The organism is Streptomyces sp. NPDC107765, assembly GCF_055657085.1.
Genome location: NZ_JBVKBL010000009.1, coordinates 305738 through 332440, shown reverse-complemented (window position 1 = coordinate 332440; position 26703 = coordinate 305738). Strand labels below are relative to the sequence as shown.

Below are 26703 nucleotides of genomic sequence, written 5' to 3'. Positions count from 1 at the left end.
ACGAGCTGGAGGAGAGCGCCCTGCCGCTCGCGTAGACGCTGCCGTCCAGAGGTCCGGGACACCATGATCCGAACGACGCGCCCTAGTGGTGGTGGAGCAGCTGACCACAGTTCACGACCGGGGCAACAGCCTCCGGTCTTGTGAGGATCGCGTTCACGATCTCCCGCAGGTCGTCCCCCCGGGCCGGCGTGCCAGGTCGGGTCCGTTTCTCCCGCCAGGACTCTTAAGACAGCCGTTCCGCGAGCTCGGCCACCGACTTCCCTTCATGCTCGGCGAGCAGCGATCGCAGCGCAGCACACGACTTTGCGTGGCGCGTGTCGCTCAGTCCGACGCGCCGGAGAGCTCTGGCCCATGAGTGGTCATCCGTGGTGCTCTGCGCGAGGATCTCCAGTCCCGTCGCCCCATCGAAGCGTCGGCGCAGGGATGCCTGGAGCGCCGGCCAGCGGGCCGCGATCTCGGAGAGAACCACCAGATGGACCGCCTCGTGCACCGACAGTCTTTCCAGCCCGTGCTCCTTGTGGCCCAGCACCCGAAGGTAGAACTGCCACAACGTCAAAAGCCGTTTCACTTCACGGAGCGAGAGATCGTTCTGTGCGCGCAGGCGTTTGCCGAGCTGGTCGCGGACCGAGTGGTCCGTCTCCAGGGCACGTACGAGTGCCTCGGTCTCCGATGTACGGCCGTACGACGTGGTCGAGGATGGGGCCTGAGCAGGAACCACGACGGACTGTTGGTCGCCCACCTCGTCCAGAGCGACGACGGCCGGCGGAGCCAACGGGGCAACCTCGCCCAGTAGCCCGGCCAGAGCGGTTTCGACGCTGCCCTGCGACGTCGGCGGCAGAGCCACCGGCAGCTGGACGAGCTTGCGCAGGAAGGTCCAGCCCACGGAGGGGTCCTGATGCGAGTCGGCCAGGTTCGCAGTCACGAGATCTGCATAGGCTCGGTCCAGATGCGCGGCGACGACTCCAGGGTCGAGCCCAAGAACAAACCGGCATCGGGCTTGGTCCTGGGCGCTCTGCCGCGTAGGGACGTACAGCGCGCCCGACAGAAACAGGTTGACTGCTTCGAAGACGTCGGCGGTCACCCGGGGTGAACAACGGTCCAGGTCGTCGATGAAGACGATCAGCTCGTGGCCGCCTTCCTTCAAGGTCGCGAGCAGCTCCCGGATGTCGTGCTGGACGAGATAGAGGTATCCGGACCGGGCGTTGTAGTACGGGTCTCGCAAGGCGTCATGAACGCCTCCCCTTCCCCCAGGGGCAAGGACACCGCTCATCACCGGGCCGTCCAGGAGCTCGCCCGGCAGGTAGGACCGCGCCCGCCCACCCGCGAGGCGCAACACCGTATGAATGACCCCCACGACGGCCAAGAGTGTCGGCAGCGCTCCTGCCAGCAAAACTGCACTGATCTGATGCCCGGCGATGTCGTAGTTCTGACCTCCCTTGGCGAGCTGTGCGACCAGGGGAGCAAGCAGTGCGAAGACTGCTACTCGCAGCACTGGGGAGCACAGCCGCCGCAGCATCGTGCGACGCAGTTGATGACGGTCCAGGCGGACCGAGTTCCTACGCAGCCAGTACCTCTCCCGGCTCCGCCCGTGAGGTCCCAGCGCAGGCTGCGCAGCCTCGACAATCGTCCGAGTCAGGCCTGCCCATATCTGATCATTCGTCTGATGTGCCCAGGGGTTGAAGTGGGCCGTTATAGACGTCGAAGGCTGCCCCGCCCGTGCTGCATTTTTCGTGCGAGACACTTCTCTGTTCGTGGGTGCCTCTGGGGTGGTCCGGATCAGCTGCAGAAGCGCAGCCGTGACCGAAAGATGCTGGGGCGAACGCCTCCACCAACGCCGGTGCGGGCCGGTCTTGTCGCAGCGTGCCGGCTGCCTGCGAAGGACTTCCCTTTCGATCAGCCGCATCATGCTCGTTTTGCCCGATCCCCATGGACCTTCCAAAGCCACGACGGTCGGGCCCGTGGTGTCCACGAAAGCGCCGCCGTCCTCAACCATGGTTCTCACATTGTCTTCGCCCGTCACCAGCAGGTCGGCGATAGCAGCGACCAATGCGTCCCGGTTCAGCAGGTCCTCGTCGGCGGGACGATCGCCGAAACCTCGGCAACGGACGGAACCATGCCCGCGCGGAGGGTCCGGCACGGTCTTTCCTGGCAGCGAGCGGCGGCTGGCCATTGCTTCGCGTAGACGCCTACGCAGGAGGTCTGGTGAACCCCCAGCCAGGTAGGCGGCCAGGTCAGGTTGGTCACCGAGCAGACGATTCAACCAACTCAGGCCGTTCCACTGCCGGACGAACGGAAATTCATCGCGAAGGCCTGCGAACCATGCATCCTCAGAGGGCGTCGCGTCGATCGGCACCACGAGATCCCAGTGATCCGGCCGAGGTTCGAGGCTCTGCAGCGAACGACGAACCTGCGCTCTGCGATCCGACGTCATGCGGCCGGTGAAGGCTTTCAACTCGTACTGAACGAAGCCGTCGTCGTCCGAGTGCTCAAATACATCGTATCCGCGGTCTTTGCCATTGTGCTGGACCACCTGGGCATGAGGACGAGTCCGCAGAATGAGCAGAGACACCAGTGTCTCGAACGTGGCAGGGCTCTTGACCGCCTCAGCCCATTCGAATGACACCCTGGAATCGGCGCGAACACCGCGCTCTTGACGAGCCGCGTCGAGAAGTTCCAGCCACCAGCGCTGGTCTCGTGTTCGGGTGTTTCCCGTGGTTCTTTCTGCCCGCTCTTGCAGCTGGTGGACCAGTCCGAGGAACTCGCGCGTCAGCGCTTCGCTTGGCAGGGCGCGACCGTTGAGCCAGCCGCTGATCGTCGATGCCGCCAGATGATTCTCGCTTTGCCTGGACAACTGCCTCAGGGACGGCTTTCCCGCCTTCTCGTACAACGCACGTAATTCGTCTCGGAACTGGTCCGCATGTTTCCCCAACTGACCGTCCTCCCGCGACGACCGGACCGCACTGATCCAGAGGATACGGCGCCGATGCCTCCCAGTTTAGGCCTGATCCAGGCTGGTCAGCCCTTGCCGCCGTTGAGGCTCCTCGGCCGCGATGTATTGCGGCGCTGTCCAGACCTGGGCGAGCTGACGTTGCGGGTAGCGCAGTCGCACCTGCGGGTCGTGAGGACCGATCTGGCAGGCGAAGACCCGGCGCAGGAAGTCGGCGAGGGGCACCGCGGCGCCGTTTCCCAGGAGCACCCTGTGAACTTCACAAGGCCCTCGGCGACCGCGACGCCGCCGTCCATCTGTTCACCATCAAGTCCAGCGGACCCGGTCAGGGCCCGCACCCCTTCCGGACCCGGAGGCTGTCCAGGACGACGAGGATTGACGACGGCGCACCCGGCCCGCTGCGCCACTCGCTGCCGCCCGTGGAGGCCAGGAGGCCAGGCGCCCGACGCTCCTCGACCGAGGTGAGGAACGCCGAGCTGAGCCTGGCGTGCGCTGGCCCAACGACCTCGCGGAACCCCTGTGGAGAGGGCGAAGGAGACCGCGTCGGTGAGCAGCGGGACCGCCCGTCCGAGCGCGAGCAGGGCCCTGCCTGCGGGTGGCCCGGCGAAGCCGGACGCGGCGGTCTGGGTGCTGCGCAGGCGGGAGTTGGCGCGCTCCAGGAGCGCGGGGGTGCGGCCGAGCAATGTCGCTCTCATTCGTGAGCTGGACGAACGCAGCCGCGAGCAGTACTGGCCCGCGTTCCGGGCCCTAGGGTCAGCCGCAGCTGGAGCCAGCAAGAGAGCCGGACGTCCGGGTTGCCGAGGTCGAGCCCGAAGAGGTCTTGGGTGCGGCGGAGGCGGTATTTGAGGGTGTTGGGGTGGACGGTGAGCCGATGGGCGGCCTCGGCGATGTTGCCGGCCGCGTCCAGCCAGGCCAGGACCGACGCGGCGTAATCGGTGTGACGGGTGCGGTCGTGTTCGCGCATCGCATCGACGCCGGGGTGGCGCAGGCGGGGGCGGCGCGTCAGTTCGTCGGCACAGTGGAGCAGCAGCACCTGGGCGTGCACATCGGTGAGGGCGGCGACGGCCGGTGTGTCCGGGGAGGTGGTGGTTACCCGGAGGATGTCGTCCACCTCGGCACGTAGCGAGGGAAGTTCGGCCAGGTCGTCGGCGGGGCGGCTGACGGCGGCGCGTAGCGGGGTGTCCAGGCTGCGGCTGAGGGCGGCCACGGCTTGCTCGGCGAGACGGCGGGCCTCGGCCGGGCCGGCCTGCGGCAGCAGAACGTAGACGGTGCGGCCGACGGTGGCCACCGCCGCCTCGTTGTGCACTGCTGCCCAGTGCCGGGCCGCTGCGGCGCCCAGCCGGACGACGGCCGGGCCCGTGCGGTCGGGCTCGTACGCGCTCGGGGCGAAGCCGAGGAGCGCCGGCTGCGGCTGTTCGGGCAGGCCCAGTTGGAAGCGGATCTCCTCGGCGGGCCCGTCGCCGCGCAGCGCGGCCCGCAGGGTGTCCTCGCGGGCCCGCAGTTCGAGCTCGGCCGAGCTGCGGCGGCGGAGCATGTGCAGTGCCGCGAGCCGGGCGCCGTCCAGCAGTGCCCGGGTGCCCGACGCGTCCAGCCGGGATTCGCCCTCGATCGCCCACATCGTGCCCAGCGGAAGGTCCCCGGCCCGGATGGCGGCCGCGGCGCGCGGCAGCTCGTCGGGCGCGAGGACCGGTAGCCGTACGACGTCCTGTGCGCCGAGCACCTCACGGTACTGGCGCAGCTGCTCGGGATCCTCGGGGACCCGCCGTTCCAGGATGCCGCGGCGGCGCAGCTCGTCGATCCGCTGGCCCGGAATCGACGAATAGGCCAGCACCCGGTGATCGAGGTCCTCGATCGCCACCGAACCGCCGATGACCGCCGCGACGGCGTTGGCCAGGGCGAACAACTCCTCGCTGGTGCCGCCGAGCCCGGACCCGGCCGGCGGCGGCAGCGCGCCCGGCGGGTTTGGCGAATCCGTCATTTCCATGTCCGGACCCTAGGCGATTTCGCCAACGACGGGGAGTGATCTGCACCTCACGATGGTGCGAACCGATCCCGTACGCCCCCTCCCACCTACCTCGTACGTCCCGTACGCCCCGTGCAGCCGGCCTTCATGAAGTCAACCCTGAGGAGAAGCGCCATGGTCCCCGGGACCACCACCACCGCCGCCACCGCCACCACCGCGACACCCGCCCACCCCTCTTCCCCCCGCCCCCTTGAGCTTTTCCCGCCCGGCACCGCGCTCGCGCCCGACGGAGCGCTGCGCATCGGCGGCTGCCATGTGGCCGAGCTGGCGGAGAGCTACGGCACGCCCGCCTTGCTCGTCGACGAGGTCGCGCTTCGGGACCGGGCCCGGCGTTACGCCGACGGGCTCGCCGCTCGCCGTACGAACTCGGCGGTGGCCTTCGCCTCCAAGGCTTTCCCCTGCACGGCGGTCTACCGGCTGCTCGCCGAAGAGGGTCTTGGCATCGACGTCGCCAGCGGTGGCGAGCTGGCCCTCGCCCTCGCCGCCGGCACCGACCCGGCCAAGCTGATCGTGCATGGGAACGCCAAGACCGACGGCTATCTGCGCGCGGCCGTCGAGGCGGGCGCCGGGCTCGTCGTCATCGACAATTTCGATGACATCGAGCGGCTGGAGCGCATTCTGGCCGATGTCCGTGGCCGTGAGCAGGCCGTCCTGGTCCGGGTCACCCCCGATGTCCGGCCCGACACCCACGAGGCGGTCTCCACCGGCCAACGCGGCTCGAAGTTCGGCCTGCTCCTGCCGCAGGCACGCGAGGCCGTCGCCCGGCTGCGCGGCAGCTCCCGGTTGCGGCTCGACGGGCTCCATGTGCACATCGGCTCGCAGATCCTCGACACGGAGCCGTTCGTCCGGGCCGTGGAGGCGGTGGCGGAACTCGGGGAGTTCCCGGTGTACGACCTCGGCGGCGGGCTCGGCGCCCGCTATACGTACGACGACCGGCCGCCGAGTGTGGAGGAGTACCTCGGCGTGCTGATGTCGGCGGCCGATCAGCTGCTGCCCTCCGGGGCACGCGTGATCATCGAGCCGGGCCGGTCCATGGTCGCCGAGGCGGGTGTCTCCCTCTACCGCGTGGTGACGGTCAAGCGCGCCGGTGGCGAGACCTTCGTCGCCGTGGACGGCGGGATGGGAGACAACCTCGAAGTCTCCCTGTACGGGCAGCGGTTCGAGGCGACGGTCGCCACCAGGATGGCCGGCCCGGACGGCGAGATGTGCCGGGTCGTCGGCCGGCACTGCGAATCCGGCGATGTGCTCAGCGCGGGCGTCCCCCTGAACGACCCGCGTCCGGGCGATCTGATCGCCGTCCCCGCCACCGGCGCCTACACCTACTCCCTGGCCAACAACTACAACGCGGCCCGCCGCCCACCCGTCGTGTTCTGCCGCGACGGACGCTCCCGCCCCGTCGTCCGCCGCGAGACCTACGCCGACCTGATGCGCCGCGACCTCCCCTGAAAACGCCCGCTACCCATCCCTTGGAACGAGGCCGACTTGAGACCCGCAACGCGAACGCCCCACCCCACGAGAACGCCACTCCGCCAACAACTCCTTCGCCGTAAGCCGGTGGCGGCCTTCCTCGCGGACGCCGAAACACCGGCCGGCGGCGGGCTGCGCCGCACCGTGGGCACGTTCCAGCTCACCATGATCGGCATCGGCGCGACCATCGGCACCGGCATCTTCTTCGCCCTGAACGCCGCGGTCCCGGAGGCCGGCCCGGCCGTCACGATCTCCTTCGTCATCGGCGCCGTCGCGGCCGCGCTCACCGCCCTCTGCTACGCCGAACTCGCCTCCGCCGTACCGGTCTCCGGTTCCTCGTACTCCTACGCATACGCCACGCTCGGTGAGTTCGCGGCCTGTGCGGTCGGCTGGTGTCTGCTGCTGGAATACGCGGTCTCCGGCGCGGCCATCGTGGTGAGCTGGGGCCAGTACCTCAACGATCTGACCCAGCGCCTGTTCGGCTTCCAGATGCCGGCAGCCATCTCCGCACCGCCCGGCGCCGGCGGCTACCTCAATCTGCCGGGCGTCGTCCTGGTGGTGCTGTGCTGCCTCCTGCTGGTGCGCGGCGCCAAGGAATCGGCGCTGGTCAACACCGTGATGGTGCTGCTCAAGCTGGCGGTGCTGGGGCTGTTCGTCGTGCTGGGCGCCACCGGATTCCACAGTGCGAATCTGCACCCCTTCGCGCCCATGGGAATGGCCGGCATCGGCGCCGCCACCTCCACGATCTTCTTCTCCTTCATCGGCCTCGACGCGGTCTCCACGGCCGGCGAGGAGGTCCGCAACCCGCGCCGGACGCTGCCGCGGGCCATCATCGGTGCGCTGCTGGTGGTCACCTCCGTCTACGTTCTGGTGGCCCTCGTCGGCGTCGGCGCCCAGCCGTGGACCACGTTCGCCGGCCAGGAGGCGGGCCTGTCGACGATCCTGGCGAAGGTCACCGGGGCGGGCTGGCCGGGTGTGGTGCTCTCGGCGGGCGCGGTGCTCTCCATCGTCAGCGTCACGCTGGTGGTGCTCTACGGGCAGACGCGCATCCTGTACTCCATGGGCCGGGACGGCATGCTCCCCGCAGCCTTCCACCGCATCGACCGCCGCACCGGCACCCCGGTGCTCGGGACCCTCATCGTCGGCGGGTTCGTCGCTCTGCTGGCCGCGGTGTTCCCCCTGGACGTGCTGACCGACCTGACCAGCCTTGGCACCCTGGCCGCCTTCACCGTCGTTTCGGTCGGCGTGATCATCCTGCGCCGCCGGGCTCCCGGTCTCGACCGCGGCTTCAAGGTGCCCGGCTTCCCGGTGGTACCGCTGCTGTCGGTGGCGTTCTGCGGCTATCTCCTCTGCGGGCTGCCGGTGTCGACGTACATCATGTTCGCTTGCTGGCTCGCCGCGGCCCTCGCGGTGTATCTCCTCTACAGCCGTCACCACTCGCGGTTGCGCAATCAACTCCCGGATGGAGAGGGCTAGTAGTCCAGTCAGAAATCGTTGCCTGAGCTGGTTCTTGTTTGGTAGTGGCAGCGGCGGGCGATGGCCTGGTGCTGTCTGCGCCAGCGGGACCAGTTCGGTGCGTGGGTGACCGATCCGAGGCGGGGAGTGGGGCGGGGCAGCAGAGCATCCAGGAGGCTGCGGATTTCTGCCACGGTGAAGCGGATGGTGCTGGTGGTGTCGTTTCTGCGGGCCCCCTTTCGGTTGTCTGGGCTGCGACGGAGGCCAGGAAAGCGTGGGCGAGCATGGCCAGGGTGAGGTGTCGGTACCAGCCTGGAGAGCGGCGGACTTCGTACTGGTCGAGGCCACATTCGTGCTTGGCGGCCGGGCAGGCGTCCGGGAAGGGTGGCGGCGAGCTCAGGTGAACGTACGTCGGTACGTCTGCGGGCTGACGCCGGTCGTGCGTTTGAAGCGGTCGCGGAAGGTGGTGGGGGAACCGAAGCCCACCTGGCTGCCGATGCGTTCCACGGAGTGCTCCGTGGTTTCGAGCAGGTGCTGTGCCTGGCGGATGCGGGCTCGGTGGAGCCACTGGAGCGGGGTTGTGCCGGTCTGTTCGCGGAACCGCCGGATCAGGGTCCGGGTGCTCGTCCCGGCCTGCTCAGCGATGTCGGCGAGGACGAGGTCGCGGGCCAGATTTTCCCGCAGCCACGTGAGCAACGCCTCCAGCTCGGAGCCCTGCGGTGTGGGCGCGTGGTCGCAGACGATGAACTGCGCCTGGCCGCCCTCCCGTTCGAGAGGCATCACCGACAGCCGGGCGGCGTCGGCGGCGACAGCCGAGCCGTAGTCACGGCGGATCATGTGCAGGCACAGGTCCATTCCCGCGGCCGCGCCGGCCGACGTGAGGAACTGGCCGTTGTCGACGTAGAGGACGTTCGGGTCGACGTCGAGGTCCGGGTGGGTGTCGGCCAGAAGCCCGGCCGCTTGCCAGTGGGTCGTGACGCGCAGCCCGTCAAGGAGCCCGGTGGCGGCCAGCGGGAAAGTACCTACGCAGATGGAGGCGATCCGCGTGCCGTCGGCAGCGGCCGACCACAGCGCGTCGCGCACGAGGGAGGAGAGTGGGGCTGTGGGGTCGTTGACGCCCGGCACGATGATCGTGTCCGCGTCCTGCAGGCCCTCCAGACCCCAGGGGGCGCGCAGGGTGAAGGCTCCGGCGTCGATCTCGTCGCGCTCGGCGCACACCCGGACCTGGTAGCCGGGCCGCCCGTCAGGAAGACGGGTGCGGGAGAAGACCTCGATCGGGGCGGACAGATCGAACGGGATCACCTGATCCAGCGCGAGAACGGCAACGGTGTGCATGGCCGGAACCTACCTCCTCATCTGCCTGACGGTTCCGGACCGATATCCGGGCAGCTCCATGTCACCGCAGCTCTGAGCACTCCGGAAGCCCTTGGCGCTATCCCGTTGAAACCTGTCACTCGTGCCACTGGGCGATCACGGCGGCAGCCGATTGACTCAGAACGTCCGAGAGAAATCGACACCCGAAGGAACACCCATGCACATCCAGGTTGTCCTGTTCAACGGTTTCGACCCGCTCGATGCCATCGCCCCCTTTGAGGTCCTGCACGCCGGTGGCTCGGCGTCGGACGGAGCGGTGACCGTCGAGATGGTCTCCGCGGAAGGCCCTCGCGAGGTGATCAGCGGCGCCGGAGGGCTGACACTGCGCGCCACCAGTGCCGTCGACCTGGAGCGTGCGGACCTGCTCCTGGTGCCGGGCGCCGCCGGCCGGGTCGGCGAACCCGGCGAGGTTCCGGAGGAAGAGGTGGGCGCCGGCGAGTGGGAGCAGCAGGAGTTCATACCGGTGCTGCTGGGCCGCACGCTGACCACCGAGCTGCCCGCACTCCTCAAGCAGGCAATGGACGACCCGGACATCACGGTCGCCACCGTCTGCGGCGGCTCGCTCGTCCTGGCCATGGCCGGTCTGCTGGAGGGACGCCACGCCACCACCCACCACATGGGGCTCGACATGCTGGACGCCACCGGCGCCCACCCGGTCCGCGCCCGCGTCGTGGACGACGGCGACCTGATCACCTGCGCCGGTGTCACCTCCGGGCTCGATCTGGGCCTGTACCTGCTGGAGCGCGAGGTGGGCCCACGCGTCGCGCACGCCGTTGAAGAGCTCTTCTCCCACGAGCGGCGCGGCACCGTCTGGCGCGCCCAGGGGCCGACGCCCGCCAGCCTCTGAACACTCGGTCCGCGCCCTTCGCGGGCCAGTCGCTCATCCTCCCCTTTCCCAGTCAGGAAGAACATCAGCATGTCCCTCGAAGGCACCTGGAACCTGTCCCTCTCCATCCCCATCGGCACGATGAAGGCCATGGTCGAACTCCGTGAGCAGGACGGCGTCCTGACCGGCGTCGCCCACGGAGCCGGCGAGGAAGTACCGCTGAACGACGTCGCCCTCGACGGCGACCGGCTCACCTGGAAGCAGGCCGTCACCAAGCCCATGCGGCTGAACCTGGCGTTCGACGTGACGGTCGACGGCGACACGCTCCAGGGCACCTCCAAAGCCGGCCGCCTTCCGTCCTCGAAGGTCACCGGCGAGCGCCGGACCGCCCCGGAGCGCCAGGCGTGACCAAGCTCCTCCTGTCGCTGCACGTCCTGGCCGCCATCGTCGCCGTCGGCCCGGTCACCGTCGCCGCGAGCATGTTCCCCGCGACGCTGCGCCGTGCCCTCGGCGACTGCGGCGACGGCGACGCCCGGACGACCCTTCGGACGCTGCACCGCATCTGCCGGGTCTACGCGGGCCTTGGCATCGCGGTTCCCCTCTTCGGCTTCGCCACGGCCAGCAGTCTCGGTGTCCTCGGCGACGCCTGGCTGATCATCTCGATCCTGCTGACCGCGGCGGCCGCCGGCGTACTGGCCCTGCTGATCCTGCCGGCACAGGACCGTGCTCTGGCCGGGACGACGAGTTCCGCCTCGCCTTCGCCAGCGCCAACCCCGTCGACACCGGGTCGTCTCGCCATGCTCACCGGCATCTTCAACCTGCTCTGGGCCACAGTCACCGTGCTGATGATCATCCGTCCCGGCTCCACGACGGGAGTGTGACCGTGCACCTGCGGTCTCCGCGCCATCTGCGCATCGCAGCTCACGCCGAGCTGGTCTCGCTGATCGTGATGCTGGCCAACGTGTTCACCGTCCACCTCAAGCCCATCTCGTCCTTGATGGGCCCCACCCACGGCTGCGCCTACCTGTTCGTCGTGATCGCGACCTGGCGCCTCAAACAGGCCCCGGCTGCCGCCAAGGTCCTGGCCGTCGTTCCAGGCATCGGCGGGCTGCTCGCGCTGCGACAGCTCGACCGCGTCGATACGGCCCGCGCCCGGACGGAAGAGGTCACCCCGGCATGAACCCTGTGTCGCCGGCGATCGTCGGCATCAGCTCCTGCCTGCTGATGTCCGGTGGGGGGGAGCCGGCCGTCCACCGGCCAGACACCCTTCGAACGACTCCGGCAGAAGGCCCAGAACCCACTGTCATGAGCCTCCGTCAGTCGCACAGATGTCAGGTCTCCGAAGACCTGTGACGTCTGCTGCCCGGAGCCGCAGGAAGCTTGATCCAGGTTGGCAGGGCAGCGGCCCCCTGTGCTCTGCCGTTCAGACGGATTCGCTGTCGCGGGGGACGGTGAGCCGGAAGCCGACCGACCTGACCCACGAGCTGGTCGCGGCGACCGGCAGCCGCACCCAGCTCTCCCGCGTCCTCGGGAACCTGGTGGACAACGCCCAACGGCACGCCACCACCACGGTGCGGATCGTCCTCCGAAGCGGCCCGGGAGACACCGTCATGCTGGAAATCTGCGACGACGGGCCGGGCGTGCCGCAGGCGGACCGGGAGCGGAACTTCGAACGGTTCGTGCGGCTGGACGACGCCCGCAACCGCGATGCCGGGGGCGCCGGCCTGGGACTTGTCATCGTGCGAGATGCCGTCCTCCGGCACGCCGGAACCATCACCGCCGACGAAGCGGACTGCGGCGGCGCCCGCATCATCATCACCCTGCCGGCGGCTCCTACAGCAGATCCGGCGGGCTGAGCGCGCCGAACGCCCGGTCGCGGCTTGCCGGCAGCCTCACGACGCTTGGCACGTAACAGCACCTACGGGTTCCGGTTGTTGACATTGGTATCCGCCAATCTCCGTGGAGACAACCCGCACGACATTGGGTGACGCCCGTCGGCTCCGCGGGGTCTCTCCCGCACGTCCAGGACGATGAGACGGCGCGCGGCGGGCTCGCGGCCGGCAGCATCGAGTGTTGATCCTGGCGGCCCTGACCAGGGTGGGGATACACGCCGACCCACCACCAAGGACCCCTCGAACTCGCATTCCTCGCCATCCACTTGAGGCCACTGTCGGCACCGCATTCGGAAACGATCCGTAACCCACTCCTCAGGGCGCACAGTTGCCAATGATTCCGCAAGCGCCCGAAGGCTATGGCTCGATTTGTCGCCCGTGATCCTTCACACGTTTCCCGCAGTTATGGACAACAAGCAGTAGAAATGGAGAGGAAGTTCCCTACTCGAGGAGACATCGATGACCAAGGTTTCCGTAGCACCCAAGAGCGAGACGCACGCGGCCCCTCGGCCGAAGCGGATCGGAGTCTCCGTGGAGACAGTGAAGACGGCCCAGGTCAAGAGCGTGCCGAACCTCGAGGTCGACCAGAAGGACGTGTAAGGGCAGGGTTCAAGCCACTGTCCTGACCCGCCCGGTGACTCCTGGAGTCACCGGGCCCTCCCCTTAAACCGTGAGGAATGGCGTGTTCGATCTCGAATCCCTGCTTGACCCGATGCCCCTCGATCAATTTCTTCGCGAAAAATGGACAACCCGAGGCGTCGTCTTACGCGGGCAGGACCGGGACCGTTTCCGTTCACTCTTCTCCTGGAATCAGCTCAACCACCTGCTCAATTTCCATCGCCTCCGGTTCGGCGAAGAAATCCGCCTGGCGGCGATAGGCAAAAAGATCTCCGGCCGGCCCGAGACGGCCGATGAGTGGATCAAGCACTGCCAGGACGGCTACACCCTGATCATCAATCAGTTGCAGCGGCGGATACCCGCCATCGCCGAGCTGGCGACGGCGATCGAGCGTGCGATCGGCCACCGGAGCCAGGTCAACATGTACTGCTCCTGGCCCGAGCAGCAGGGGTTCGACCAGCACCACGACGACCATGAGGTCTTCATCCTGCAGATCGAGGGGACGAAGCGATGGGTCGTCTCCGAGGAGACGTACAAGTACCCGCTCGACAAATACAACAACGTCTCCGTCGACACAGGCGAACCCAAGGGCCCCCCGTACATCGAGACCGAACTCCGCCCGGGGGACGTGCTCTACATTCCACGGGGCCACTGGCACTACGCAGTGGCCGGTGACGAACCCTCTTTGCACCTGACACTGGGCGTGACTTGCCGCACCGGCGTCTACTGGCTGAAGTGGCTCGCGGACGAGCTGATGGACGAGGAGGAGTGGCGGCGCAATCTGCCGCCCGTCGTCGGAGGTGACACAGCCCAACTCGCCGACCATGTACGCGGTCTGATGGGCAGGCTCGCCGTGCTGTCCGGCGACGAGCAGTTGGTGAAGGCGTACCTCGCCAATCATCTGACCACCCAGGACAGCCGCCACCGGGAGGTCGGTCTCCCCAGTCAGTCCGGGTTCCATCCCCTGTCCACGAAGGCCGGCACACGTCTGCGGCAAGCACGGTTCAACCCCGTCAAGGTTGATTACGATGCCGAGTCCGAACAGCACCGTCTCCAGTTCGGCACAAGAAAAATCACCCTCGACGGCGCTCCCCCGGAGCTCATCGACAATCTCCTGCGCCGCGAGTCGTTCACCCTCGCGGAAGCCCTCGAATGGGCCCCCGGATTCGACCCGGCCGAAGACATCGTCCCCCTGCTACGGCTGCTGGTCGAGCAAGGACTCCTGCTGGAAGAGCTTCCTCCGTCGGCGTGAGCACTGCCAGAATCCGGCCCGGCCCTGCGGCATGACGGGCAGGCGGTCCATGTTCCCCGGGCTGCACCACGGCGTCGGTTCCTTTCGCAGCCACTGACCCCGCAGGGCGCTCACCACTGACGGAGACACCTCGATGAAGATCGGCCTGATCGAGCTCAGCGCACACAGCGAGGTCCTCGACAGTCTCATACGGCAAGTCATTGCTCTCGGGGCGAACCCGACCGTCTACACCAACCCCTTCTGCGCCGAGGCCCCGGAGGCCGCCGCATCCTCCGCAGTCGAGTGGCAGGTGTGTCCCCCGGATCTGCCCTACGCGGAATTCCTGGAGCAGTGCAAGTCCTCGATCGGTGCACAGGATCACCTGATCGTCATCACCCCGATCGACGCCCTGTGCGACCTGCTGTGCCATGCGCGCACGATGACGCCCACCTGGCACTGCCTGGTGCACAACCTCAACACGTTCACCTCGTCGGACGACAAGCGGCCGAGCGCGGCCATCGCGAAGCTCGTTCTCGACGGCGCGGCGGGTGTCCTTCTCCCGGACATCCGACTCAGGAAGGCCGGCGACCCGCTGCGGGGCCGCGCAATCAACATCGCCTATCCGCAGCATCCGCCCAGGGAGTTCGTACGGGACGAGGTGCGGTGCTGCGTTCCGGGAAGGCTGTATTCCGGCAGGGACCACGCCGAGGTGCTGTCCGCACTGGAACTCGCCGCCCCCCGGCTGACGAAGCGACTGCGCGTCGACTTTCTGGGGGAGCACTCCACGGAGGAGACCAAGGCTGCCGTCGAAGCGGCACGGAAGGCGGTCGCTCCCTCGGTCGATCTGCGGGATCACCCCGGTTACGTCGCCCACGAGGAGTTCGACCGGACGCTGTCGGAGGCCGACTTCCTCATTCTTCCGGTCTCCGAACACCTCACACGCAACGGCATCGTCGAGATACGCGGCCGGACCTGTGTCACGGGCAACGTCAATGACATGGTCCGGTTCGGCCTTCCCTCGCTCCTGCCCGCCTTCTATCCGTTGAGCAGCCATATCGACGGGATGACGGCCCGTTACGACGGCATTCCGTCCCTGGCGGATCTGATCGTTACCTGGGTGAACACCGGTGAGTTCAACCGCAGGAAACAGGCGGCGGCACCGGGGCTGGAGGCCTATCGGGACGAGTGTCTGGCGGCCCTGCGCGAGCAACTGGCCCGCCGTTAGCAGCTCGCGAGGGCAAGTTCTGCGGCGGTTCCACCGCTGCCTCTCACCATCCGGCCACCGCCTGGCCCGATGTCGCCTCTCGGCCGAGAGCCCGGCCGGGTGCCGCCGCCGCAAGAAGCGCCGGCGCGAACCCCCGTGAGGCCCGGGAACCTGTCCCGGAACAACCAGGCATCCAAACCGAACCGAAAGAAAGCGCCATGTGCCACCAGCAGAACAACAGCGCCCCGCAGAGGCGTATATGAACATCGATGCCGTGCGTGGCCCGGTCCGCTTTCTTACGATCGCCAGCTTCGTCACCACCGTCGGCAGCGGCCTCTATCTCGCCGGCAGCATGCTGTTCTTCACCCGCGTCGTCGGGCTGAGTGTGTCGGCGGTGGGCAGCGGCCTCGCCATCGCGACGGTCGCCGGCATCCTGTCGGGACTCCCCCTCGGAGCGGTGGCCGATCGCGTCGGCCCCCGGGGACTGTACGTCGCCACCCAAGCTGTCCAGGCGACCGCGATGTTCCTGTTCCCGATGACCCACTCCTTCGCCGTGTTCCTCGCACTGGTCACCGTCGCCGCCATCGGCCAACGCGGCGCCCAGGCGGTCGGCGGCGCCCTCATCGCACGGATCAGCGAGCCCGGAGAACGCACCCGCGTCCGCAGCCATCTCCGAGCGGTCACCAACCTCGGCATGGGCATCGGCGCCGCCGCGGCCGGCCTCGCGCTCCAACTCGACTCGACGACGGGCTACACCCTTCTCATCCTGGCGAACGGACTGAGCTTCCTCGCCGCGGCAGGCCTGCTGCTCAAGATCCCGTCCGTGGAGCCGGTGCCACGCCCGCCCGGCGCGCCACGCATGGAGGCCATGCGGGACAGGCCGTACCTCGCCCTGTCGCTGTTGTGCGGGGTCATCGCGTTCCAGTACGACGTGGTGTCCCTGGTCCTGCCGCTCTGGCTGGTGTCGCACACCGCGGCGCCGCGGTGGTGGCTCTCCGCACTGCTGGTGGTGAATACGGCAGTGGTCGTCCTGTTCCAGGCTCTCGCCGGCTGCACCGTGCTCGCCCTCGCCGCCGGGACTTCCGCACCCGTCGCCGCTGCCCTGCTGCTCGTCGGCGTGCTCCTGTTGTCATCGGGTGAACTCGGCCTGGCGGCAGGGGCGTTCGAGATCAGCTTCACGCTGGCCCCGGAACACGCCCAAGGGCAGTACCAGGGAGCCTTCAACCTGGCTGACGGCGCGGTACGTGCGGCGGCGCCGGTCGTGCTCACCGCCCTCTGCCTCCAATGGGGCCGGCCCGGCTGGGTGGTACTGGGCATCGTCCTCGCACTCTGCGGCCTCGCCACCCGGCCGCTCACCCGGTGGGCACTGCGTACCCGGACCCTTCCGGCACCGGAAGCACCGGTCCTCGTGGGCTGAGGTCTCGGGGCCCCCACCCGCACATCAGTGATCGCCGCTGCCCGTCGCCGCGGTCGTTCCTCACCCGCACCCACCGCGTGGTGCCGACGGCGGCTGCGCCCGGTCGGCTCGGCGGTGCCGGCGCTTCGTATGCTCGCCGTGCGGGGTACGGAAGTTGACCACCTTCGGAGGCGAACGAGCATGTCGGAACAGCGTGTTGTCCTGGTGACGGGCGGGGGAACGGGGATCGGGGCCGCCACCGCCCGGCTGCTGCGCACCGCCGGGCACCAGGTCGTGATCTCCGGGCGGCGGCCCGAGCCGCTGCGCCGGGTGGCCGAGGAGACCGGAGCGCAGGCCCACCCCTCCGACGCCGCCGACCCCGAGGCCGTGCGCGAGCTCGTCGAGACGACGGTGACGGCCTACGGGAGACTCGACGGTGTGGTGCTCAACGCCGGAATCGGGCGGGGCGGCGCGGTCGGCGACACCGACGTCGAGGACTGGGAAGAGCTGATACGGACCAACCTCACCGGCCCGTTCCTGTTGCTGCGTGCCGCACTGCCGCATCTGCTGGCGGCCCGCGGCGCGGTGGTCGCGGTCGCCTCGGTCGCCGCGCTCCGCAACAGCGTCGGCAACGCCGCCTATGCGACGTCCAAGGCGGGTTTGCTCCACCTCTGCCGCTCCCTCGCCGTCGACTACGGGCCGCAGGGGTTGCGGGCCAACGCGGTGTGCCCGGGCTGGGTGCGTACGGAGATGGCCGACCAGCGGATGGCACGGTTCGCGGCGGAGGCGGGGCTGGCGGGCGGTGCCGAGGCGGCGTACGAGGAGGCGAACCGACTGACTCCCGCCGGGCGGCCGGGTGATCCGGAGGAGGTCGCCGAGGCGATCGACTGGCTGCTGTCGCCCGCCTCGTCCTACGTCAACGGGGCCACCCTCACCGTCGACGGCGGGGTGACCCAGGTCGGCGTCGGCGGTGCCGCCTTCGACTACCGGATCGAGGCGCGCAGCCCGCGGCTTTAGCGGACTACCGGACGGGTCCGTTCCACAGCGCCGTGGCGGGGCCGGATCCCTGGAAAGGGACCGGGCCTGGCCGGCGCCCCGGAGGTAGCGTGCTCGTCCGGCCTCCACGGCGGGGAGTGGCAGGTGCCGGCCAGTCGTTGAGCAGGCCGTCCTCATGGGGGTACACCTCGGGAACCCAGCTCGCGCAGTCGATACCCTGCCGGGGTATGGTCGTACGGCTCGACTGAACGAAAAGGAAGGGGCATGGCCGTGGACAGCGCACAGGCAGGCACGCGGGGCGTCGCCCGGCTGCTGGCAGTGTGCGCGGTGCTGTTCGGGCTTTTCCTCATGCACGGAGCCCCGGCCACGGCCGCGGAGGGCTGCCACGGCGCCACGACCGCGACCTCGCCGATGACCAGTGGCCACGACACCACTGCACTGCCCACGGCCCACGCGCCGACCGGGCACGGGCACGGCCCCGCCGTCCGGGCCGCCGACGTCTCCGGGATGCCCGGAGCGCTGTGCGTGTCGACTGCCGCCCACGAGCGGACCCCCCTGCCTGCGCCCAGCCTGCTCGTCGTGGCGGGTGCCGCCGGACTCGCCCTGCGGACGCTGACCCGACTGCGGGCAGCGGCCGCCGGGAGAGGGCGGCGCGGGCCACCGGATGGCGGACGAGATCTCCTGCTTCGGGTGTGCATCGCGCAGACGTGACAGGTGCGCGCCGGACCCGGCCCCAGGCCGGAAACCGGCACCGTGTCCTGCTCGTTTCCGCGCACCACCGGTGTGGTGCGCCCACCCGGAAAGATCCCACTTCGATGGTCACCTCGTACCGTTTCATCGCGCGCCGCCGCGGCCTCGCAGCGACCGGCGCCGCAGCCGCTCTCGCGCTGACGCTGGCCGCCTGCGGCTCCTCCTCCAGCGACTCCTCCTCCATGCCCGGCATGGACCACGGCGGCAGGTCTTCCGCGTCCGCCTCACCCAGCGCGTCGCAAGCGAGGGGTGACATGCCCGGCATGGACCACATGGCCTCCGGCAACGGCCTGTCCGACACCCGGGACGGCTACCGCCTCATCTCCAAGGACGCGACCCTGCCGTCCGGCAAGCAGACCGCCTACCGGTTCACGGTCACGGGCCCGGACGGCCGGCCGGTCACCGGCTTCGCCCTCGACCAGACCAAGCGGATGCACTTCTACGCCATCCGCTCCGACCTGACCGGATTCCAGCACATCCACCCCACCATGGCCGCCGACGGCACCTGGAGTGCGAACCTGTCCTCCCTCGCACCGGGCTCCTGGCGCTTGTTCGCCTCCTTCACCCCCGATGCCGGGCCCGGCAAAGGCAAGGACTTCGTGCTCTCGCGCACCGTCACCGTGCCCGGAAACGCCACCAAGACCCCGCTGCCCGCCCCCGCCACCAGCACACAGACCGACGAGTACACCGTCACCGTCAAGGGCGAGCTCATGGCGGGCATGGCGCACCCGCTGACCGTCCTGATCGCCAAGGACGGCAAGCCCGTCACCGACCTTGAGCCCTACCTGGACACCTACGCCCACCTGACCGCCTTCCACGAAGGCGACGCCGCGTTCGCCCACCTCCACCCGGCCACCAAGGTGACCGGCGACAACGGCGGCCCGGACCTGTCCTTCCATGCCGAGCTGCCCACCTCCGGCAACTGGCGGCTGTTCCTGCAGTTCCAGACCGGCGGCAAGCTCCACACCGCGGCCCTGACACTGCGCGTCGGGTGAACCCCGGCGGGGCGCCGCCGACACGGCGGCGCCCCGCCCCCGGTCCGCCGGACGCGCACCCAAAGAGAGCGTGTCCGTGGGTCCAGGCCCCTCCTTACGGAGGATGGCTTCACAAATGCACGCCGTACTGCATGCCCTGTCGATTGCCGGGTCGATGACCTGGGAGATCACCTGGGCCCTGATTCACGTGACCTGGCTGCCGGCCGACGGCCCTGGACGGCCGAGACCGCCCAGTTCATCGCCGCACAGTTCGACCAGCTCGCCACCGACTGGGACTCCACACCCGCGCCGGGCATCGAGTCCGGGCCGCTACGGCTGGGGGCGCTGAACGGGCGGGGTGGTGTGCCGCCGGTGCAGGTGGCGGGCCACGAGGGCGGCGACGAGCAGGTACAGCTGCGAGTTCATCGCCGCACATCCCGTGCCCCTTCCGGGGTCAAGCGGGGACGACGCACCCTCTGGTGTGTGATGTGCCAGGCCTGATGGAGGGGGTCGTGAACGTGCACTCCGCTCACAGACCGGCTCTCGGGGCCGTCCGCTTGCGCAACCGCTGGTCCCGACGACACTGCCTGGAACGACAGGCCGCCGAGCCGCGTTTCGTGAGCCCTGGTTCCTGCGAGAACGCCAGAATCCAGGTGGGGCGAGCAGTGGCCGTGCCGGTCGAGCATGAGCAATCGGGAGAGCGGCGGTGCCAGCACGGGCGAGTGCCGATTACCCATGAGGCTCTTGCCTTCGGCAGGATAGGGACCATGACCGAGATCCGCACTCCCCGCCTCCTCCTCCGCCGCTGGCATGACGACGACCTCGCGCCTATGGCGGACATCAATGCGGACCCGCAGGTCATGCGCTGGATCGACGAAGGCGCGGTGCGCGACCTGGACCACACGGCCGAGGACATCGAGCGGTGGGAGGAGGAGTGGGACGAGGAGGGCTTCGGCCTCTTCGCCGTCGAGCTGCTGGCCTCGGGCGAACTGGCCGGGTTCACGGGTCTGTCCGTGCCCGAGTTCCTGCCGGAGGTACTGCCCGCCGTGACGATCAGCTGGCGGCTCGGCTCACAATTCTGGGGCCAGGGATACGCGTCCGAAGCCGCCCAAGCCACACTGGAGTTTGCACTCCAGGACCGCGGCCTTGACCGCGTCATCAGCATCAACCGGGTGGGTGACAACGCCTCCGAGAACATCATCCGCAAGCTCGGCATGGTGCCGGAGCGCGCGACGGTACACCCCAAGTACGGCTATCCGCTGCACGTCCACACTATCGATCTCACCGAGTTCGAGGCGTGAACCGGCTGAGCCGTCGTTTCATCACCAGACAACCGACCCCTGCCCATAGACCACATTGATCGCCAAGGTATGAGACACCCAGGCGAAAGACGTCGCTTCCCGCCGCTGACCTGTACCTTCACGGAACTGCGGGCAAAGCCACATGCAAAAAGCGCCATCACCTCCGGGCGAGAGCCGATTCGGCCCAGCGAAGATCGATGCCGTACAGTTCACCGTACCGACGCGGGGTGGAGCAGCTCGGTAGCTCGCTGGGCTCATAACCCAGAGGTCGCAGGTTCACATCCTGTCCCCGCTACTCACACGTGAAGGCCCGGTACCCATCGGGCCTTCACTGCGTCTGAGCCCGCTCGAACCCGATCCTCAGGCGACCAGGACTCCAGGGGCAAGAAGGCGTCGATCTCCGGGCAGCAATGAAGCCAGACGTTCTGCCGCCTCGGCGATCTGATCCCGCGAGCCAGGGCGGTCGTTGAGTCAGTAACAGAACCGCGGATGTTCTCGGACAGTGCTCGTGATCACGCGGAATTGCTCGCGACATCGCGAGTCCTACACCTAAGGACTGTCCCGTAAAGATCTTCAGGGCTCGGCGGTGGGCTATCCCATGACCGCTCGGGCCGTGTCGAGGAACGCCAGCCGGTTGTCCTCCAGGTAGTCCCGTACGCTCTCGCCGTCGGGCAAGCCTTCCCATACCGTCCGGTTGAGGTCGAGGAAGTACGCACGTGCCGCGTCATGCACCGGCAGTGGGAACTGGATGCGGATGAGCCGCTCGGCGACCCATAGCCTGTTCATGACGTTCTGGGTCTTCAGGTACCAGGGGTGGGTGTCATCGAACTCGGGAGGCCGGCTGAACGCGGAGCGTTCGGCCTCGGCCGCCACCTCGATGAACCGCTCCAGCAGCGCCAGCCGTTCCGCGCGCCGAGCCTCCGACAGGGTGTTCCGCTGCCGTTGCTGTTCAGCGCGTTCCGCTGACAGTTGAGTCCTGTGCTGCACGAGGTAGGACAGCATGCCGCCGAGGACAACGCCGCCCAACGATATGAGTGACACCCAGACCTGACCTGACATGGTCGTCATCGTGCCATGTGGTCGAGCTTTGGGACGATCACGCGGATGATCTCACGCCGGGTCTTTCCTTCCGTCACCCGTCTCGTCATACGCCTGGGTATGCGGGTCCCAGCGCAGTCGAGTCAGCACGATGCGGTACAGGGCAGCATTCGCCTGCCGGATTCCCCCTCGGTTGAGCCGATTCCTGATCGAGGTCGACGACGCAACCTATGAGCAGCTCGCGCGATTGGCCGCAAACGGTCACGCCGAGCTGCCTCAGGAGGCCGCCCAGCGGCTGACCGAAGACGTCGCTCACAGCCAGTTCAGCGAGGCCGCCCGCGCCTTCGCCTCTGAGCACGGCGCAGCGTTCGCTGACCGGTTCGGCGCTGGCGAGGAGGGGCAGGCCGCCGCCTGATGGCCCCGATCGTCACCCTCGACGAGGGATGGCTTCTGGACGTGGCACAGCAGCACGCCCCCGGAGACTCGGACGTCACCGACCAAGACGTGGACCCGAGCACTGACAGACGCACGCTGTCCGGGGCACGGGGAGCAGCTCATCGGGTGTTGCTCAGTGGGGTTGGTGGTCGGCATGAAAACGGCATGGCCCTTCGTCACTCATGTCAGCAACGAGTGAGCACCAGCCGTCAGCGTCAATGACGAGGTCACAGCACCTGGCACCACTGACGCCCAGACGACGACGTTCAACCGACACTCCCCCGCAGAACATCAACAGCGGGCGGAGGACTGACCGCGGGCCCGGCGCGTGCGTCCGTCTTCCCTACTCCGCCGGGCCGTTCTTCCGACGCCACCCGTTGCACAACGACGTGTTCGGGAGGCAGCGCGCTGCGTACGCCCGGTGCTTACGCCGCCGCGCTCCAGGCGGCGGGGGACGGCGCAAAATGGCCGTGAGAGGGATCTTTCCGGCAGCCCATACTGAGGGCGCTTCGAGACCGGCCGCCCGGAAACGTCGGCAATGGTGCGCTCCGCTGTGCACACTCCCCTGTCTTTCCGTTGCGGACGTCGTAGCGGCGCGGTTTCTTTGCCCCGCAAGGAATCGACCCTCAAGGAGTCGCCCCTCAAGGGTTCGACTCCCAAGGAATCGCCCCTCAAGGAAGAAGCGGAGTCTCTGTCATGCGCCGAATTCCCTCCATCGCCCTTGCCGCGACCGCGCTGGTCGCCGCACTCGGCATCACGCCCACCGCGAGCGCGGCTCCCGAACAGCCCGCCCACCGGGCGGCGTACAACTGCACCCCCGGATACTTCTGCATCTACAGCGACTGGAACGGCGGCGGAACGCGGTGTCAGTGGTCGCAGTCGAGCAAGGCGAACACCGCTGACGACTGTTCCTTCATTCAGCGTGGCATCAATGTGCGTTCCGTGTGGAACAGCACCAGGCACCGTGTGCAGTACTACACGCAGACCAATTACCACGCGCGTGTGGGGTCCACGCCGTCCGGCGCGGGTGGCAACCTACAGGGCAGTTACCAGATTCGCTCGTTCCGGCCGCAGTAGGGCGGTCGGGGGGCTGGCTCCCCCACTCCTCGGCCGCTCCGGCTCTCCAGGGCACGGTGGCAGTCCCTGTCGCCGTGCCCTGCGCAGGCAATGCGTGACGTCCCAGACAGACCTCAGCGGTTCCTGCGTCCCAGCACGTCAGGGCCTGGGCCGTCCCACAAGGTCCCCGGCCCGGCGGCGGGGGTGGGCGTCCACCGGCGGCATCGCGATGCTCTTCCCCAGATCGGCCACACCATTCGTCACGAAGGGAAGCAGGCCCATGATGTCCACACGTCTGTCCGCCCGGAGCGGCCTCGCTGTCGCTGCCGTCACCGCGATCGCGGTGGTCGCACCGCTCCTCACCGCGGACGCCGCGTCCGCCAGCGGTACGAAGTTGACGCAGGCCCAAGCCGCCGGCCGGTTGCGGGCGGCGGGTATCAGCTGGAGCTCCAGCGGCCACTGTTCGGACCGTAACAACCGGCGGTGCACCTCGTTCTCCCGGATCAACTCCGGCACCGTCAGCGGGATCATCACCTTCAAGCGGGCCAGTCACTGCGCGGTCACCATCACCGGTGGTACCGAGACCGGCCACGCCTCCGGCCGGTACAGCCACTGGAACGGCTACAAGGTCGACATCGCTCCGACCGGCTGTGTCACCACGTACATCAAGCGCGAATTCCGTTACCTCGGCAAGCGCGGGGACGGTGCACCGATGTACCGGTCCTCTGCCGGCAACATCTATGCCCGCGAGAGCAGCCACTGGGACATCACCTACCTGTGACGGGACTCCGCGGCGCGCGCTGGGCTCCGGCCCGTCCGCATGACGCGGGGAGAAAGGCTTTCACATTTTTCGATGGCACACGCTCGGGGCTCATACCGTCGTCCATGGGACGCCTCCTCAAGGATTGCGCGCGGGAGCCTTCGCCGGAGCCCAGGCGCGGTCACGTGTCGGGGCGCGCCCGGCTGCTGCTCCCGCGGCACGGGGTCCGTCGATGTCGCCCAGCACTCGGGCCGGGTCATCACCACCACCGCAGGGCCGTCACCGGCACGGTCCTCGAATCGCGCAAGGGCGCCGTCGTCGACACCGTGGCCATCAGCGCCAGGCACCGGCTCAGCGTTCCCCGTCCGCTCCTCCCCTTTCCAGGACGGCCTTGACCGCGGCGAGCAGCCGCTCCCCCGCGCGGTCGACGCTCCCGTTCTGGGCACTGATCTGGGCGCCCTCCATGAGGAAGGTGATCTCGGCGGCGGCCTCGTCGGGATCCCGCACACCGGCCCTGGCGCACATGTCCGTGAGCCGGCGACGCTGGGTGGCCTTGTGGTCCTCGATCAGCCGGCGAGCCGGGTGCTCCCGGTCGGGCAGGCCGGCGACGGAGTTGACGAAGGGACAGCCCCGCTCCGCGACATCCGGCAGCCCCTCGGCGAAGAAGCGCGTCACGGCGAGGACCTGCGCCCGGCCGTCGCCGGGGTGCTCGGTCTCCGTCCGGTCGAAGGCGGACGAGTAGCCCGCCGCGACGATGCGCAGCCACTCCTCGATCAGGGCGTCCTTGGTGTCGAAGTGCCGGTACAGGGCCATCTTCGTGGTCTTCGCCCGCTCGGCGATGGCCTGGACCCCGACGGCCCTGATGCCCTCGCGCAGGAAGAGCTCCTCGGCTGCGTCGAGGATGCGCTCGCGCGGGGGCAGCCGGGCAACTCTCGTGTCCCGCCCGGGCCTTGGGGGGCTGCTCGCCATCTCCGCCTCACTTCGGTCACCGCCGCCGGCTGCTCTCCGCCCATGCTACGTTACCGATCAACCCCGAACGATACCGATCGGTATCATGCGGGACCGATCGGACCCCTGCGAGGCCGAGCATCGTGAAGCTGCACGAATACACCCAGTACGACGCCGTGGGGCTGGCCCGGCTCGTGGCACGAGGAGACGTCACCGCCGCGGAGCTCGCCACCGCCGCCCAGGAGGCGATATCCGCGGTCAATCCCCACCTCAACGCCGTCGTGGAGAACTGGCCCGCCGAGGACGCCCCGGACCCGGGCAGCACCCCGCTCGCCGGTGTCCCGTTCCTCATCAAGGATCTGGCCGTGGCCATGAAGGGCAAGCACGTCGAACTGGGCAGCCGACTCGCCGCCGGCAACGTGGCGGCGGCCGACTCCTTCCTCATGCGGCGGTTCAGGAGGGCCGGCCTGGTGACGCTGGGCCGTACGGCGTCCCCCGAATTCGCCTACAGCACCACCACGGAGCCGGTCCTCCACGGAGCGACCCGGAATCCGTGGGACCTCACCAGGACGCCGGGGGGCTCCAGCGGCGGGTCGGCCGCGGCAGTCGCCGCCGGCATCACGCCCCTCGCGCACGCCACCGACGCGGCCGGCTCGATCCGCGTCCCCGCAGCGAGTACGGGGCTGTTCGGCCTCAAGCCCACCCGCGGCCGTGTCTCCATGGGCCCGGACGCCGACGAGGTCTTCAACGGCCTGGCTGTACACGGCGCCCTCAGCCGGACCGTGCGCGACAGCGCCACCCTCCTCGACCTGATCCAGGGCCCCGAAAACGGCGACCCCTACTTCGCGGCACCTCCCCGGCGCCCCTACGCCGAGGAGAGCACCCGCGACCCCGGGCGGCTGCGCGTCGGACTGCTCACCACCCCCTGGAACGGACGCGCCGTGGAACCGGCCGTGCAGGAAGCCGCCCTGGCCGCGGCCCACCTGCTGGAGTCGCTCGGCCACCGGGTCGAACCCACCGGTGTGCACCTCGGGGTGAGTTGGGAGGAATTCGTCCTCGCCAACGCCCGGCTGTGGACGGCGAACCTGGTGACCTGGATCGACGGCTTCGCCGAGGCGTTCGGCCGCCCCGTGGACGAGACGACCGTCGAGCTCGAGATGCTGGCGAGCTACGTGTGGGGACGCCGGGTGAGCGGCGCGGACTTCGTACGGGCCCTGGAGGTGCGCAACCGGGTCGCCCGCTCGATCGGCCGATATTTCACGCGTCACGACGTCCTGCTGACACCCACCCTTCCCGAACTTCCCGTGGCCCTCGGCACCTACCACCACGGAGCGGAGGGGGCCGACGGCCTGGGCTGGCTGGAGCACATGTTCCACAGATCGCCGTTCACCGCCGCCTTCAACGTCGCCGGCACCCCCGCCATGTCGGTGCCCCTGGCGGCCGATCCGGCCACCGGCATGCCCATCGGCCTCCAGTTCGCCGCCGGCTACGGGCGCGAGGACGTGCTGTTCCGCCTCGCCGGGCAACTGGAGCGGGCCGCTCCCTGGGCGCGACGCACTCCCCCCGTCCGGGCGGGCGCGCTCCCCTCCCCATCCACGACCGCGCGGACTCTCGGCAGGACCTCGATGTAGTTGCGGGTGCCGGCCACCTCCTGGTGGACGAAGACCCCGGATACGTGACTGCTCTGATGGACAGCGCAGGCGGGACGAGGCCCTCCCCTCCCCTCAACGCCGGGCAGGCTGAGGGGAACTCTGGCCAGTCGCCCGGAGTGCGCCGAGCGAGGTCAGCCGGTCTTGGCGGGCTCTTCAGCTCATGCTCGGTCAGGACCTGGAAGAGGAGGTCGGCGTCGTGGCGGTCGATTTCCATGGAGCCGAGTTCGTCAATGCACAAAAGATCGACGCGGCCGTAGCGGGCGATGGTTGGACTGAGCGGCCTTGGTGAGCCGGACGCGGGACGACCGGTGCGCCTCCCGCAGGTGGGGTGCGCACCGGCCGCCGTGTGACCGGGATCCC

25 protein-coding genes, 1 tRNA gene and 4 pseudogenes are annotated in these 26703 nt (G+C 68.9%); 20 read left to right on the top strand and 10 right to left on the bottom strand.

Annotation, left to right across the window (positions count from 1 at the left end; genetic code table 11):
* Window positions 1-223: 223 nt before the first annotated feature.
* From ACZ7MX_RS23570 to ACZ7MX_RS23555, 4 genes and pseudogenes are all read right to left on the bottom strand, one after another.
* A complete protein-coding gene (locus ACZ7MX_RS23570; protein ID WP_472135046.1) occupies window positions 224-2887 on the bottom strand; it encodes a P-loop NTPase fold protein in 2664 nt (887 codons plus the stop codon).
* A gap of 108 nt (window positions 2888-2995) precedes the next feature.
* Window positions 2996-3196, bottom strand: a complete 201-nt coding sequence (locus ACZ7MX_RS23565; RefSeq protein WP_472135107.1) for a hypothetical protein — start codon at window positions 3194-3196, stop codon at window positions 2996-2998.
* 230 nt (window positions 3197-3426) lie between these two features.
* Window positions 3427-3630, bottom strand: a pseudogene (locus ACZ7MX_RS23560) (MFS transporter); the annotation flags it as partial.
* Window positions 3631-3638: 8 nt separating this feature from the next.
* Entirely contained in the window at window positions 3639-4925 is a 1287-nt protein-coding gene (locus tag ACZ7MX_RS23555; protein ID WP_472135044.1) for a PucR family transcriptional regulator, read from the bottom strand.
* A 159-nt stretch (window positions 4926-5084) separates the two neighbouring features.
* Here ACZ7MX_RS23555 and lysA point away from each other — a divergent pair, with 159 nt between their 5' ends.
* Window positions 5085-6416, top strand: coding sequence for a diaminopimelate decarboxylase (gene lysA / locus ACZ7MX_RS23550; RefSeq protein ID WP_472135042.1), 1332 nt, complete (start codon window positions 5085-5087; stop codon window positions 6414-6416).
* A 108-nt stretch (window positions 6417-6524) separates the two neighbouring features.
* Window positions 6525-7913, top strand: coding sequence for an APC family permease (locus ACZ7MX_RS23545; protein ID WP_472135040.1), 1389 nt, complete (start codon window positions 6525-6527; stop codon window positions 7911-7913).
* 211 nt (window positions 7914-8124) lie between these two features.
* On the opposite strand, the pseudogene ACZ7MX_RS23540 reads toward ACZ7MX_RS23545, so the two are convergent.
* Both ACZ7MX_RS23540 and ACZ7MX_RS23535 read right to left on the bottom strand, forming a co-directional pair.
* Window positions 8125-8253: pseudogene (locus ACZ7MX_RS23540) on the bottom strand (IS701 family transposase); the annotation flags it as partial.
* A gap of 35 nt (window positions 8254-8288) precedes the next feature.
* Window positions 8289-9227 (bottom strand): GlxA family transcriptional regulator, encoded by a 939-nt coding sequence (locus tag ACZ7MX_RS23535; protein WP_472135038.1) that lies wholly within the window; start codon window positions 9225-9227, stop codon window positions 8289-8291.
* A gap of 196 nt (window positions 9228-9423) precedes the next feature.
* On the opposite strand from ACZ7MX_RS23535, the gene ACZ7MX_RS23530 reads away from it, so the two are divergent.
* The 14 genes from ACZ7MX_RS23530 to ACZ7MX_RS23465 all read left to right on the top strand — a co-directional run bounded on the left by ACZ7MX_RS23530 (window position 9424) and on the right by ACZ7MX_RS23465 (window position 20749).
* Window positions 9424-10113: a DJ-1/PfpI family protein gene (locus tag ACZ7MX_RS23530; protein ID WP_472135036.1), complete on the top strand. Its 690-nt coding sequence runs from the start codon at window positions 9424-9426 to the stop codon at window positions 10111-10113.
* 69 nt (window positions 10114-10182) lie between these two features.
* Entirely contained in the window at window positions 10183-10500 is a 318-nt protein-coding gene (locus ACZ7MX_RS23525) for a hypothetical protein (protein WP_472135034.1), read from the top strand.
* Window positions 10497-10973 (top strand): DUF2269 family protein, encoded by a 477-nt coding sequence (locus ACZ7MX_RS23520; RefSeq protein WP_472135032.1) that lies wholly within the window; start codon window positions 10497-10499, stop codon window positions 10971-10973. The genes ACZ7MX_RS23525 and ACZ7MX_RS23520 overlap by 4 nt, the downstream gene beginning before the upstream one ends.
* A 2-nt stretch (window positions 10974-10975) precedes the next feature.
* Window positions 10976-11272 carry a DUF3817 domain-containing protein gene (locus ACZ7MX_RS23515; RefSeq protein ID WP_472135030.1) on the top strand — a complete coding sequence of 99 codons (297 nt, stop codon included), beginning with the start codon at window positions 10976-10978 and terminating at the stop codon, window positions 11270-11272.
* A gap of 271 nt (window positions 11273-11543) precedes the next feature.
* Entirely contained in the window at window positions 11544-11948 is a 405-nt protein-coding gene (locus ACZ7MX_RS23510) for an ATP-binding protein (protein WP_472135028.1), read from the top strand.
* Between the two features lie 495 nt (window positions 11949-12443).
* Window positions 12444-12584, top strand: a complete 141-nt coding sequence (locus tag ACZ7MX_RS23505) for a hypothetical protein (protein WP_472135026.1) — start codon at window positions 12444-12446, stop codon at window positions 12582-12584.
* Window positions 12585-12654: 70 nt separating this feature from the next.
* Window positions 12655-13854: a cupin domain-containing protein gene (locus ACZ7MX_RS23500; RefSeq protein ID WP_472135024.1), complete on the top strand. Its 1200-nt coding sequence runs from the start codon at window positions 12655-12657 to the stop codon at window positions 13852-13854.
* A 133-nt stretch (window positions 13855-13987) separates the two neighbouring features.
* Complete coding sequence (locus tag ACZ7MX_RS23495; RefSeq protein ID WP_472135023.1) at window positions 13988-15058, top strand: hypothetical protein; 1071 nt, start codon at window positions 13988-13990, stop codon at window positions 15056-15058.
* A 238-nt stretch (window positions 15059-15296) separates the two neighbouring features.
* Complete coding sequence (locus tag ACZ7MX_RS23490; protein ID WP_472135021.1) at window positions 15297-16454, top strand: MFS transporter; 1158 nt, start codon at window positions 15297-15299, stop codon at window positions 16452-16454.
* Window positions 16455-16634: 180 nt separating this feature from the next.
* Window positions 16635-17450 carry an SDR family NAD(P)-dependent oxidoreductase gene (locus ACZ7MX_RS23485; protein ID WP_472135019.1) on the top strand — a complete coding sequence of 272 codons (816 nt, stop codon included), beginning with the start codon at window positions 16635-16637 and terminating at the stop codon, window positions 17448-17450.
* A 243-nt stretch (window positions 17451-17693) separates the two neighbouring features.
* A complete protein-coding gene (locus tag ACZ7MX_RS23480) occupies window positions 17694-18140 on the top strand; it encodes a hypothetical protein (RefSeq protein ID WP_472135017.1) in 447 nt (148 codons plus the stop codon).
* 104 nt (window positions 18141-18244) lie between these two features.
* A complete protein-coding gene (locus ACZ7MX_RS23475; protein WP_472135015.1) occupies window positions 18245-19174 on the top strand; it encodes a hypothetical protein in 930 nt (309 codons plus the stop codon).
* Between the two features lie 746 nt (window positions 19175-19920).
* A complete protein-coding gene (locus tag ACZ7MX_RS23470; RefSeq protein WP_472135013.1) occupies window positions 19921-20454 on the top strand; it encodes a GNAT family N-acetyltransferase in 534 nt (177 codons plus the stop codon).
* Between the two features lie 221 nt (window positions 20455-20675).
* Window positions 20676-20749: transfer RNA gene (locus ACZ7MX_RS23465), tRNA-Met, on the top strand.
* Window positions 20750-21045: 296 nt separating this feature from the next.
* Here ACZ7MX_RS23465 and ACZ7MX_RS23460 read toward each other — a convergent pair.
* Both ACZ7MX_RS23460 and ACZ7MX_RS23455 read right to left on the bottom strand, forming a co-directional pair.
* Window positions 21046-21522, bottom strand: a complete 477-nt coding sequence (locus tag ACZ7MX_RS23460; protein ID WP_472135012.1) for a hypothetical protein — start codon at window positions 21520-21522, stop codon at window positions 21046-21048.
* Between the two features lie 26 nt (window positions 21523-21548).
* A pseudogene (locus ACZ7MX_RS23455) lies at window positions 21549-21699 on the bottom strand (IS110 family transposase); the annotation flags it as partial.
* On the opposite strand from ACZ7MX_RS23455, the gene ACZ7MX_RS23450 reads away from it, so the two are divergent.
* The 3 genes from ACZ7MX_RS23450 (at window position 21686) to ACZ7MX_RS23440 (ending at window position 23764) form a co-directional block, all read left to right on the top strand.
* Window positions 21686-21907: a hypothetical protein gene (locus tag ACZ7MX_RS23450; protein WP_472135010.1), complete on the top strand. Its 222-nt coding sequence runs from the start codon at window positions 21686-21688 to the stop codon at window positions 21905-21907. The pseudogene ACZ7MX_RS23455 and the gene ACZ7MX_RS23450 overlap by 14 nt on opposite strands.
* Before the next feature lie 716 nt (window positions 21908-22623).
* Window positions 22624-23004 (top strand): peptidase inhibitor family I36 protein, encoded by a 381-nt coding sequence (locus ACZ7MX_RS23445; protein WP_030410962.1) that lies wholly within the window; start codon window positions 22624-22626, stop codon window positions 23002-23004.
* A gap of 259 nt (window positions 23005-23263) precedes the next feature.
* On the top strand, window positions 23264-23764 hold the full coding sequence (locus ACZ7MX_RS23440; RefSeq protein WP_472135008.1) for a hypothetical protein: 501 nt from the start codon (window positions 23264-23266) through the stop codon (window positions 23762-23764).
* Between the two features lie 330 nt (window positions 23765-24094).
* On the opposite strand, the gene ACZ7MX_RS23435 is transcribed toward ACZ7MX_RS23440, so the two are convergent.
* The gene (locus tag ACZ7MX_RS23435) at window positions 24095-24712 is read right to left on the bottom strand and encodes a TetR/AcrR family transcriptional regulator (protein ID WP_472135006.1); all 618 of its coding nucleotides are present in this window, start codon (window positions 24710-24712) and stop codon (window positions 24095-24097) included.
* Between the two features lie 122 nt (window positions 24713-24834).
* Between ACZ7MX_RS23435 and ACZ7MX_RS23430 the strand changes: the two genes are divergently transcribed.
* Window positions 24835-26322, top strand: a complete 1488-nt coding sequence (locus ACZ7MX_RS23430; protein ID WP_472135004.1) for an amidase — start codon at window positions 24835-24837, stop codon at window positions 26320-26322.
* A 171-nt stretch (window positions 26323-26493) separates the two neighbouring features.
* On the opposite strand, the pseudogene ACZ7MX_RS23425 reads toward ACZ7MX_RS23430, so the two are convergent.
* Window positions 26494-26626, bottom strand: a pseudogene (locus ACZ7MX_RS23425) (IS21-like element helper ATPase IstB); the annotation flags it as partial.
* Window positions 26627-26703 lie beyond the last annotated feature (77 nt).

What these genes read in the sequence shown, in the direction of transcription:
- ACZ7MX_RS23555 (WP_472135044.1), bottom strand. Translation starts at nt 4,925, where the DNA reads ATGACGGATTCGCCAAACCCGCCGGGCGCGCTGCCGCCGCCGGCCGGG.
- lysA (WP_472135042.1), top strand. Translation starts at nt 5,085, where the DNA reads ATGGTCCCCGGGACCACCACCACCGCCGCCACCGCCACCACCGCGACA.
- ACZ7MX_RS23535 (WP_472135038.1), bottom strand. Translation starts at nt 9,227, where the DNA reads ATGCACACCGTTGCCGTTCTCGCGCTGGATCAGGTGATCCCGTTCGAT.
- ACZ7MX_RS23530 (WP_472135036.1), top strand. Translation starts at nt 9,424, where the DNA reads ATGCACATCCAGGTTGTCCTGTTCAACGGTTTCGACCCGCTCGATGCC.
- ACZ7MX_RS23525 (WP_472135034.1), top strand. Translation starts at nt 10,183, where the DNA reads ATGTCCCTCGAAGGCACCTGGAACCTGTCCCTCTCCATCCCCATCGGC.
- ACZ7MX_RS23505 (WP_472135026.1), top strand. Translation starts at nt 12,444, where the DNA reads ATGACCAAGGTTTCCGTAGCACCCAAGAGCGAGACGCACGCGGCCCCT.
- ACZ7MX_RS23495 (WP_472135023.1), top strand. Translation starts at nt 13,988, where the DNA reads ATGAAGATCGGCCTGATCGAGCTCAGCGCACACAGCGAGGTCCTCGAC.
- ACZ7MX_RS23490 (WP_472135021.1), top strand. Translation starts at nt 15,297, where the DNA reads ATGAACATCGATGCCGTGCGTGGCCCGGTCCGCTTTCTTACGATCGCC.
- ACZ7MX_RS23485 (WP_472135019.1), top strand. Translation starts at nt 16,635, where the DNA reads ATGTCGGAACAGCGTGTTGTCCTGGTGACGGGCGGGGGAACGGGGATC.
- ACZ7MX_RS23480 (WP_472135017.1), top strand. Translation starts at nt 17,694, where the DNA reads ATGGCCGTGGACAGCGCACAGGCAGGCACGCGGGGCGTCGCCCGGCTG.
- ACZ7MX_RS23475 (WP_472135015.1), top strand. Translation starts at nt 18,245, where the DNA reads ATGGTCACCTCGTACCGTTTCATCGCGCGCCGCCGCGGCCTCGCAGCG.
- ACZ7MX_RS23470 (WP_472135013.1), top strand. Translation starts at nt 19,921, where the DNA reads ATGACCGAGATCCGCACTCCCCGCCTCCTCCTCCGCCGCTGGCATGAC.
- ACZ7MX_RS23460 (WP_472135012.1), bottom strand. Translation starts at nt 21,522, where the DNA reads ATGACGACCATGTCAGGTCAGGTCTGGGTGTCACTCATATCGTTGGGC.
- ACZ7MX_RS23445 (WP_030410962.1), top strand. Translation starts at nt 22,624, where the DNA reads ATGCGCCGAATTCCCTCCATCGCCCTTGCCGCGACCGCGCTGGTCGCC.
- ACZ7MX_RS23440 (WP_472135008.1), top strand. Translation starts at nt 23,264, where the DNA reads ATGATGTCCACACGTCTGTCCGCCCGGAGCGGCCTCGCTGTCGCTGCC.
- ACZ7MX_RS23435 (WP_472135006.1), bottom strand. Translation starts at nt 24,712, where the DNA reads ATGGCGAGCAGCCCCCCAAGGCCCGGGCGGGACACGAGAGTTGCCCGG.